The 9,520-nt window shown below is 40.3% G+C and carries 10 protein-coding genes; 2 read left to right on the plus strand and 8 right to left on the minus strand.

All coding sequences use genetic code 11. The features are described from left to right. Positions 1-5 precede the first annotated feature (5 nt). The 8 genes from AN213_RS19470 to dinG form a co-directional block, all read right to left on the minus strand. Positions 6-248: a hypothetical protein gene (locus AN213_RS19470; RefSeq protein ID WP_054563649.1), complete on the minus strand. Its 243-nt coding sequence runs from the start codon at positions 246-248 to the stop codon at positions 6-8. A gap of 69 nt (positions 249-317) precedes the next feature. Beyond that, positions 318-1,205, minus strand: a complete 888-nt coding sequence (locus AN213_RS19475; protein ID WP_055199424.1) for a DMT family transporter — start codon at positions 1,203-1,205, stop codon at positions 318-320. A 72-nt stretch (positions 1,206-1,277) separates the two neighbouring features. After that, complete coding sequence (locus AN213_RS20130; protein ID WP_082401733.1) at positions 1,278-1,436, minus strand: YbaM family protein; 159 nt, start codon at positions 1,434-1,436, stop codon at positions 1,278-1,280. Continuing rightward, positions 1,433-1,705, minus strand: a complete 273-nt coding sequence (locus tag AN213_RS19480) for a late competence development ComFB family protein (protein WP_055199425.1) — start codon at positions 1,703-1,705, stop codon at positions 1,433-1,435. Before AN213_RS19480 ends, AN213_RS20130 begins: the two co-directional genes overlap by 4 nt. A 46-nt stretch (positions 1,706-1,751) precedes the next feature. Beyond that, the gene (locus AN213_RS19485; protein WP_173637084.1) at positions 1,752-2,645 is read right to left on the minus strand and encodes a histone deacetylase; all 894 of its coding nucleotides are present in this window, start codon (positions 2,643-2,645) and stop codon (positions 1,752-1,754) included. Next, on the minus strand, positions 2,642-3,250 hold the full coding sequence (locus AN213_RS19490) for a primosomal replication protein (protein WP_054563653.1): 609 nt from the start codon (positions 3,248-3,250) through the stop codon (positions 2,642-2,644). The genes AN213_RS19485 and AN213_RS19490 overlap by 4 nt, the downstream gene beginning before the upstream one ends. Beyond that, positions 3,251-4,027, minus strand: coding sequence for a TSUP family transporter (locus AN213_RS19495; protein WP_055021493.1), 777 nt, complete (start codon positions 4,025-4,027; stop codon positions 3,251-3,253). Further along, entirely contained in the window at positions 4,027-6,102 is a 2,076-nt protein-coding gene (dinG, locus tag AN213_RS19500) for an ATP-dependent DNA helicase DinG (RefSeq protein ID WP_055021494.1), read from the minus strand. The genes AN213_RS19495 and dinG overlap by 1 nt, the downstream gene beginning before the upstream one ends. 150 nt (positions 6,103-6,252) lie before the next feature. Between dinG and AN213_RS19505 the strand changes: the two genes are divergently transcribed. Together AN213_RS19505 and AN213_RS20450 are read left to right on the plus strand one after the other, a co-directional pair. Continuing rightward, entirely contained in the window at positions 6,253-8,601 is a 2,349-nt protein-coding gene (locus AN213_RS19505) for a DNA polymerase II (RefSeq protein ID WP_055199427.1), read from the plus strand. Between the two features lie 244 nt (positions 8,602-8,845). Then, positions 8,846-9,520 (plus strand): TonB-dependent siderophore receptor (locus AN213_RS20450; RefSeq protein ID WP_236702940.1); only part of this gene is annotated, 675 nt, incomplete at its 3' end.

Consider the following 9,520-nt stretch of genomic DNA (forward strand, 5'->3'; position numbering starts at 1 on the left):
CTTAATTAAAGTTTATTAATCTCTTGTTTTACGCTGTAGCTAGAGTCAGTAACAATGGCTTCGAGAGTTTGTACTCGCTCTCTTAGCTCTTGCAGCTCTTTTGTTACTTCGGCTACATGTTCGTTGGCTTCTTTTGAATTTTTTAAAGTTCGTGATTTAAACTCAAGGTGTTTTTTATACATATCATAAATTACCCCAGAGCCAACTGATATCAGCACGATTAACACCACCATGGTAGTACCTGACATACACTTCTCCTTCCTTTTTTAGTACCTAATAGAGTATAGATTGTATTTAAAAATGCAATTTGCATTCTGTTACAAGGTGTTTCGTTTTAGAAACGGCTTAATGCGAATAAAGCCTGTAACGAGCATGGTACCTGCGATAACACAGAGTGCGCCAACCAAGGTATTGGGACCAATTTGCTCATCTAAAATTAAATTTCCCCACACTATGCCAAAAAGTGGAATCAAAAAAGTAACAGTCAACGCAGAGGTTGGGCCAATGTCATCAATCAAGCGAAAGAACAAGATATATGTCACTGCAGTACATAGCACTCCGAGTGCCACCACACCAAGCATAACCTCGTTACTTGGCATTTCTCTGGCAGGAATAACAAAAATAAGCGGCAGCACCATGATACTCGCCGCCCACATACTGCCATGGGCATTATCAAAAGCAGATAACTTAGGTGCATGTTTAGTGTAATGGGATGCGATGGCGTAGCTGAGTGAAGCACACAGTGCCGCAACAATTGCCGTGATAGCTTGGCTGTCGATAGTCAGGCTATTTTGACCTACCAAAATGGCCACGCCCGTTAAACCCAACAGTAAGCCAAGCAACATACTTTTAGTGGGTTTTGTTTTACTCCAAATAATACCCACGATGGCACCCCAAATTGGCGTTGTTGAGTTTAATATGGATAAGGTAGATGCATTAATTGTTTGTGCTGCATAGGCAAACAATAAAAAAGGAATGGCGGAATTAAGCGCGCCAAGAATGAAAAAATGCTTTTTGTGGGTCGCGAACGCAAGTTTCTTGCGTAAGTACAGCGCAAAAATAAACAGTGTTATAGCTGCAAAGCCGACTCTTAACTCAATTAATACTGCAGGGCCTAAGCTATTCGCTGCCATGCGCATAAATAAGAAGGAAGCACCCCAAATAGCAGCAAGGATGAATAAGCGTAATAAACTTGGCAATGACATGGTTTTACATTCTTAAATTATAAAACCTGAGCATACCAAATTTATGCCCCAATACTCGCCATTTTCGGACTATTAATCAGTTGATTGTGGGAGTTTTTTTTCAAAATCAGATTTTACGATCTCTAAAGCCGCCAATACATCTTCTGCGGGAACATCGTTTTGCTCTAAGAGCATAATGAGATCAACAGCAATTTTTATATAGTTAGGTGCGCTTTCTAACTCACTGCTCATGCTTTTAGTTCCTTTTTCTTAGCAACTTGGCTAATGGCAACATCGATAGCAGTTTGCACTTGTTGCTCCATTTTAATGCGCTCTGTTTGTGGTAAATAAAATTCCATATCGACATCGTAGCGGATGTAGCGGGCAGGCAGTTGGTTTAATACGGTGCAGCATAAATCTGCCATAATATCATCACTATAGGTTGATTCTAAGTTGCGCTTAGTGATGTCTTCGACAACTAATTTTTCATAGTAGTTGTGAATGTCGTCATGCATTTTCATACAAAATAAGCCTAATTAAATAGTCACTTTTAGTGTATACCAAGCTTTAAAATAAATCGACAGCAGCCCTAAAAAGCTGACCGTGAACATCAACCAAACGGCTTACATTTCGTTGATAGCCGCCGCCCATAGCTGCAAACACTGGGATATTAGCTTCCTTCGCTTGGCTTAATACAAAATGATCACGTTGATACACGCCTTCTAAACTCACTTGAAAGTGTCCTAATTCGTCATCTGTTGCGATGTCTGCGCCGGCGTTATACAAAATGATATCTGGCTGGTGGAGTCTAATGGTCAGAGCTAAAGCTTGTTTGACTGTCTCTAGGTATTCAGTATCTGAAGTGCCATGCTCTAAAGCAAAATCGTAGTTTGATTGCTGCTTAATGCGGGGGAAGTTTTGCTGACAATGAATTGAGCAGCTAATTATTTGAGGATGTAGTTGCGTAACTTCAGCTGTACCGTCGCCTTGGTGAACGTCACAGTCAAAGATTAATACGGAGTCGGCTTGCTCAGTATCAATCAAGTGTGCAGCAGCTATCGCTAAGTCATTAAAAATACAAAAGCCACTACCATAGCCCGTAAAAGCATGGTGATAGCCACCACTTAGATTAAAAGCCGCACCGCGTTGCAAAGCAAACTCAGCGCCTTGAATACTCGCCCCAACAGAGTAAAGTGTTCGTTCAACCAATTCAGTGGACCAAGGAAAGCCCATTTTTTTAATGGCTTTGCTATCAAGACTGCCAGTTAAAAAAGCGTCGACATAGTCGGGGTTATGGCACAGAGTAAGCTGCGCTTTAGTGGCTTGTTGTGGGGTAATGAAATACTGTTCATCAATGAAGTTGCTGACAAGCTGTTTTAACAAGCGATATTTATCAATTGGAAAGCGGTGACGCTCAGGTAAAGCTAACGCTGAATAACTTGGATGGTAGTAAAACATTATCTCAGCTGCTGTTTCTCGACCTGTTGAATTTTGTCTTCAGTGGCAGAAATTGCCTTACGGCAACGGCCAAGTCTTGCGTGTAATGCGAGTATTTCTTTGTTAATTTCGGCTGCTTGCTGTGTATTTGCAGCTTCAAGTTTTAGTTTTCGCTCTTCGATCATCAATACTAAGCGGCGTTCAAACTCATGGTTTTGCTTTAGTTCGTCATAAAGTTCATGGGATGACTGCATGATTTTTTTAACTGCTTGTTTATAAACCTGTGGTTTAGCTTTTGGCTTAAAACTGTACTTATTTTCTTTAGCCCATACCGGGGTTGATTTGATCACATTAAATACCGCCTCTACCTGAAGGGTAATGCGCTCAAGTGCATATTGGTAAGCATGGCGATGCTCAGCAGGCGGCAAGCTGTTAAGCTCATCTTCGATTTCGCTTACGTAGTCCGCTAGCTTCATACTTTTTGTGCTAAACACGGCTTTATCAAACAAACTTGGTTGGGCTTGCATATAGCGATTTTTAGCAAATAAATTACCCTTATCAAATTGTGTGGCTAATTGTTTGAGCCTTTCAATTTGTGAACGTAGTTTATCAAAAGCAGTCGATTGCATTTATAAATAAGCCTCATAGATTAACTTTAATGCTAACACTATAACCACAGTGTTAAACACTGGGCGGATCATTTTACTACCAAACTTTATTGCTGAATGTGCTCCTAACCATGCTCCAAGCATCAAGAAAAAGCCCATTGTAATACCAAGTAAAAAGTTCACATGGCCAAGCGCCACGAATGTGATCAAAGAAATAAAGTTTGAAACAAAGTTCATTGAGCGGGCAAGGCCACAGTTAAGCAACAAACTCATTTTATATAATAGGCTATTTGAGGCTGTCCAAAATGTGCCAGTGCCGGGGCCTGCTAAACCATCAAAAAAACCAAGCCCTAATCCTTGTAGCCATTGTTTAATTTTAGTTTTGCTATCAAGCTTTGGTAACTCGTTATGCTCAGTTGTACTCAAACTGCCAAATAAGCTGTAACAAGCGACTAAAATAATCACCACCGGTAGTAATTTATTTAAAAATTCAATACTTAAGTAATCAACCACTAAAGTGCCTACGAGTGCCCCAATAGCTGTCGCTAAAATAGATGCAGCCCAAAACCGTGGGTTGAACAACTTTTTACGAAAATAAGTCACGCTGGCCGTCAATGAGCCAAAACTCGCTGCAAGTTTATTGGTACCTAGGGTGAGATGGGGCGGTAAGCCTGCAGTTAATAGCGCTGGCACAGTTAACATCCCGCCACCGCCTGCAATTGCATCAATAAAGCCCGCTGCCAGTGCGACTGCGCATAATAGTGCCCAGGTTGCTGGGTCTAAAGCTAATTCAAACATTAATAATCAATTTGTCTTTTAAAAGGTGGCAAGGTATCGAGCATGGCTTTGCCATATCGCTTGGTCACTAAACGGCGATCAAGGATAGTAATGCGACCCTGATCATTTTCTTTGCGCAGCAGTCTACCACAGCTTTGTACTAATTTCTTTGCCGCATCAGGTACGGTTATCGAAAGAAACGGGTTGCCACCTTTACTTTGCACAAACTCAGCCTGCGCTTCTTCTATTGGTGAGGTAGGCACCGCAAATGGAATTTTTGTAATTACCAGGTTTTCTAAGTATTTACCTGGTAAATCAAGACCCTCAGATAAACTTTGAGTACCAAATAAATAGCTAGCACGGCCTAAATCTACATTGGCTTTATGCTTTTTAAGCAGTGCTTCACGAGACATTTCACCTTGCACTAAGACCTCAATTCCTTTGCTACGAAGCGCTTTAACAACATGATCCATCTGCCAATAAGAGGCAAATAACACTAAATTTGCTTTTTTATCATCAAGGAACTTAGGTAATTGCTCAGCCAAGTGGTCGCTAAACGCTTTATCGGTCGGCTCAATATGGCTGGCAGGGATATGTAGCGTCGCTTGTTTTGGGTAATCAAACGGAGAAGGGACTTTTATGTATTTTACGCCTTCTTCTTTGGCAAGACCGCATTCATAGGCAAAGTGATCAAATGAACCCAATGCAGTTAAGGTGGCTGAACAAAGTACGGCACCCGCACATTGATTCCATAATTTATCTTTTAGGTAATAGCCAACTTCAATAGGGCAATCACTGAGTAAATGGTCGTGATGGTTCTTATATTCCAAGCGTTTTATCCACCTGGCATGTGGAATACCTTCGCCTTTTGTGGCGTAGCTAAACCACAGCTTGTTTAATAACTCTAAGCGATTAATGTACTGACCACTTTCAGCCAAGATTGGATCGGCCACATAAGGTTTTATATCGCCATCACTTACGTCTTGCACTAGGGTATCGTGCATCTTGTTGAGTGCTCTTAGGGCATCAAGGGTGGCATCGCTAATATCTTTTGCTTTGGTATGTAAAGATGCTGGGATTTCACCGTGCTCAAAACGATAGGTGTCATCACTGTTATAGTTAAAGTCTGCGTTATCAAGAATATCACGCACCACTTTTAAGTTTTTACCAGCATCATTGATACTGTCACTGAGCTTAAAATTTTGCCCAATTGCTTTTTGACCTACGAGCACATTGGCCATTTTACCAGCAAATTTAACCAGCTTGTCGAGCCAGTCTATGGTGCCTTTAATGGTTGCTGCAGCAGAAGAAAAATCGCGGGTGATGTGCGCTAAATGGTGCGCTTCATCGATTACATAAATTGTATCGTCAGGCTCAGGTAGAATTTTACCGCCACCCAAATCAAGATCAGCCAGTAATAAAGAATGGTTGATCACTAGCACATCCATTTGCATAAGACGCTGACGTGCCATATGAAAAGGGCAGAGCTGATGAGCGCGCATTTGTCGTTGGCATGAATGCTTATCACAGGCAATTAAATTCCACACTTTATCAGGGATGGTATCAGCCCAGCTATCGCGGTCGCCTTGCCATTGCTTTTTTGAATAAGCATCATAAAGTTGCTTTAAGCATTTGGTTTCCATATCAGAAAGCGGCGATGACAGGGTCGGCATAAACTCCATTTGCGTTTGACTGTCGCCATTTACAGCAGCACTGAGTTTTTGTGCACAGATATAACGCTGCCGACCTTTCACTAAATCAAACTTGATGTCTAGGCCAGAGTGCTCTTTAAAAAAAGGCAGCTCCTTACTAATTAACTGCTCTTGTAGGGCAACGGTTGCCGTCGAAATCACTAATTTCTTTTTCTTGGCCATCGCTAAAGGCAATGCCCCTAAACAATACGCCAGTGACTTACCGGTTCCGGTGCCTGCTTCAATAACACAAATTCGTTGGCTCTTGTGATACTCGCCAGCCAGGGTTTTTGCTATCTCGGCAACTAAGTAGTTTTGACTGCTTCTAGGGCGGTAATCGGTGAGGTTATCAGCAACATGCTTATGAATTTGCCGAATTGTTTTTTTTAAAGAGTCAGAAAGCATGCCCAGAAAACCTAAAGTATGTATATAATTACAGTAATGAATTTTAGAGATTTAACTGGGCAACTACAAGCGACTTGTTACTTTAATTAGTTAATCAACTTAGCTTTGTTTAACTAATATGCCTAAATTATAGTAAAAAGGTTTAATTACATGCAGTTAGCCTCCGGCTTTATTCTTTCCACGCAATGCTATGATAGCGCTAAGGGCATTTCGATTGTGGTGTGGATTTTATCTAAGCAAGGGCCTGTAAAACTAATAAGCACACCGCAAAAAGCAGTGTTCTTTATTAATGAATCTCAAATAGACGCTGCGAATAGAGTGTTTTCAGAGCATGGTATTTTTTGTGAAATTAAACCTGTGGCACTGAAGAGCTTTATGCAACAAGAAGTAGTTTCTTGTTACTTTTCATCATTAAAGCACTATTACAATGCAGCGAAACGACTCAAAGCGCAGCATATAAAAGTATATGAGGATGATATTCGCCCTGTTGATAGATTTTTAATGGAGCGTTTCATTAAAGGGTCAGTTTGGGCTCAGGGAATACAAATAAAAAGCCATCCATATCCTGTTTTAACAGATACTAAGTTCAAAAAAAATAACGATTTTACGCCACATTTTTCAAGTTTGTCGCTCGATATAGAATGTAATGGTGAAGGAGTGCTATTTTCAATAGGTCTAGTAGGGGCACACATAGATACAGTGTTGATGGTAGGCCAGCCACAAGATACCAGTGAACTTGAATTTAACCTTCATTGGTGTGTGGATGAAATTGATTTACTCAATCAGCTTTGTATACACATTGAAACTGTCGACCCTGATGTGATCATTGGTTGGAATGTGATTGAATTTGACTTTAGTGTTTTACATGCCCGCGCTGAAGCACTCGGTGTCGAATTACCGCTTGGCCGCAATAAAGAAAAAATGCAGCTGCGGCAAGGTAATTTTACCCGTATTACAATACCTGGCCGAGTAGTTGTAGATGGTATTGATACCCTAAAAAACGCCACCTATCACTACGATAGTTTTAGCCTTGCCAATGTCGCGAGTATTGAGCTTGGCGAAGAGAAGCTGATCAGCACAGATAATCGCTTAGAAGAAATTATTCGCCAGTTTAATGAAGACAAACTGTCTCTTGCTAATTACAACAGACAAGATTGCATGTTAGTGCTGCGAATTTTTGAGAAACTTAAGTTACTCGATTTTGCTGTTGTGAGAAGCCAACTCACCGGACTTGAATTAGAACGAATGGGTGGCTCAGTTGCCGCCTTCACTAACCTTTATCTGCCGCTATTACATAGAAGTGGCTATGTAGCCCCTAATTTAGGCGATCATGGCTTAAGTTTTGACAGCCCAGGTGGTTATGTCATGTCATCGCAGCCTGGCCTATATAAGAATATCTTGGTGCTTGACTACAAAAGCCTTTATCCATCAATAATGTGCACATTTTGTATAGACCCTCTGGGACTAATTGAAGGTTTAAAAAAGCCAGATGACGCAATCGAAGGTTTTAACCAAGCACAGTTTTCACGTACTGAGCACCATTTGCCTGAGCTTATTCGTGAACTTGCAGCAACAAGACAAATAGCCAAAGATAAAAACCAGCCTATGCTCTCGCAGGCAATTAAAATCATTATGAATAGTTTATACGGTGTACTTGGCTCTAAAGGTTGTCGTTTTTATGACCCGAGATTGTCGAGCTCAATTACTTTACGTGGCCATGAAATAATGCAAACAACTAAGCAATGGATAGAAGAGTGGGGCTATAACGTCATTTATGGTGATACAGATTCAACCTTTGTTAAGCTTGATGATGATCTAAATTCACTAAACTGTAATGAAATCGGTACGAAACTGGCAGATAAAATTAACAAACGCTGGCAGCAGGTTTTGCAGCAAGATTATAAAATAGACAGTTTTTTAGAAATTGAGTACGAAACCCACTATAGCCCATTTTTTATGCCCACAATTAGAGGCAAAACAATGGGTTCAAAAAAGCGTTATGTAGGAAAAGTTGAAAAAAATGGCGCTTCAAAATTAGTCTTCAAAGGTATGGAAACCGTAAGAAGTGATTGGACAGAACTTGCTCATGAATTTCAGACAGAATTATTTGAAATATTATTTTCTGAAAATTACAGACAAGAATTTATTTTTCAAGCCTTTGATAGGTATGTTAAAAAACTTTATGCAGGTGAATTCGATTCTAAGCTAACCTATCGCAAGCGACTGGGTCAGCATCTCACTGATTATCAAAAAAACATCCCTCCTCATGTAAAAGCAGCGAAACAGCATTTAGCTGACAATCCCCACCTAACGTTTCAACGTGGTCAAATAATTGAATATGTTTACACCGCTAACGGCGCTGAGTACTACACAGGTAAACATAAATATGATTATGGCATTTATGTTAATAAACAATTATTGCCAATAGCTGAAATGATTGTTGTTGATTTGGGGACTTTTGCTTCATCGGTAATAAATAAACAAATTCAATTGTTTTAAAACTTAAAACTTCACGCTTGTCCCGTTTTTAATGGGTTTGCTGGTGTTTTGTTTTGTACGAATTTTGCTCGATAGATTAAAGTTTGGTTTCATTTGTGGTTTTTTATTAATTTTTTATAAACAAATGTCTGGATATTTTGTTTAATTTGTTTATTATTTGTTGGTCGCAGTCCTGATGCGATAACAAATAATAAACAAGCTTATGCTAAATATAACCACAATATAGTGGTCCAGGGAGAATCAAATGTTAAATAATAAAGTTTCTAAAGCAGTTCGCTTAGCAATTGCTTTTGGTGCTGCATCAACAGCTGCATTTTCTGCATCTTCTGTTGCAGCTGAAGACGACAGCGCAGAAAAAGTTGAGCGTATTCAAGTAACAGGTTCACGCATCAAGCGTACTGATCTTGAAGGTGCATCGCCTGTAATCAGCATCACATCTGCTGATATTAAAATGGAAGGTGACTTTACTGTAGCTGATGCTCTTCGTTCAAGCTCACTGAACTCATTCGGCTCTTTCTCAGAGCGTTCAGGTAGCTCTGCTCAGTCTCAAGCAACAATCAACTTACGTGGTGCAGGTTCTCGTCGTACACTTGTACTATTAAACGGTCGTCGTTTCCCAGGTTCACCAACTTTAGGTGGCGCATCAGCTAACTTAAATGCTATTCCAATGGCTGCAGTTGAGCGTATCGACATCATGACTGAAGGTGCATCATCTATCTATGGTTCTGATGCAATGGCTGGTGTTGTTAACGTTATCTTAAAAGACAACTACGAAGGCTTAAGCTTCAACATTGGTGCTGGTCACCGTGACCAAGACGAAGGTACAACATCTTCTGAGTTCTCAGTTGTAGGTGGTATCTCAAACGATAAAGGTAACATCACGTTTGCATATGATTACCAAAAACGTGAAGGTATCAGC

It is taken from the genome of Pseudoalteromonas sp. P1-8 (genome assembly GCF_001399985.1).
GTDB lineage: Bacteria > Pseudomonadota > Gammaproteobacteria > Enterobacterales > Alteromonadaceae > Pseudoalteromonas.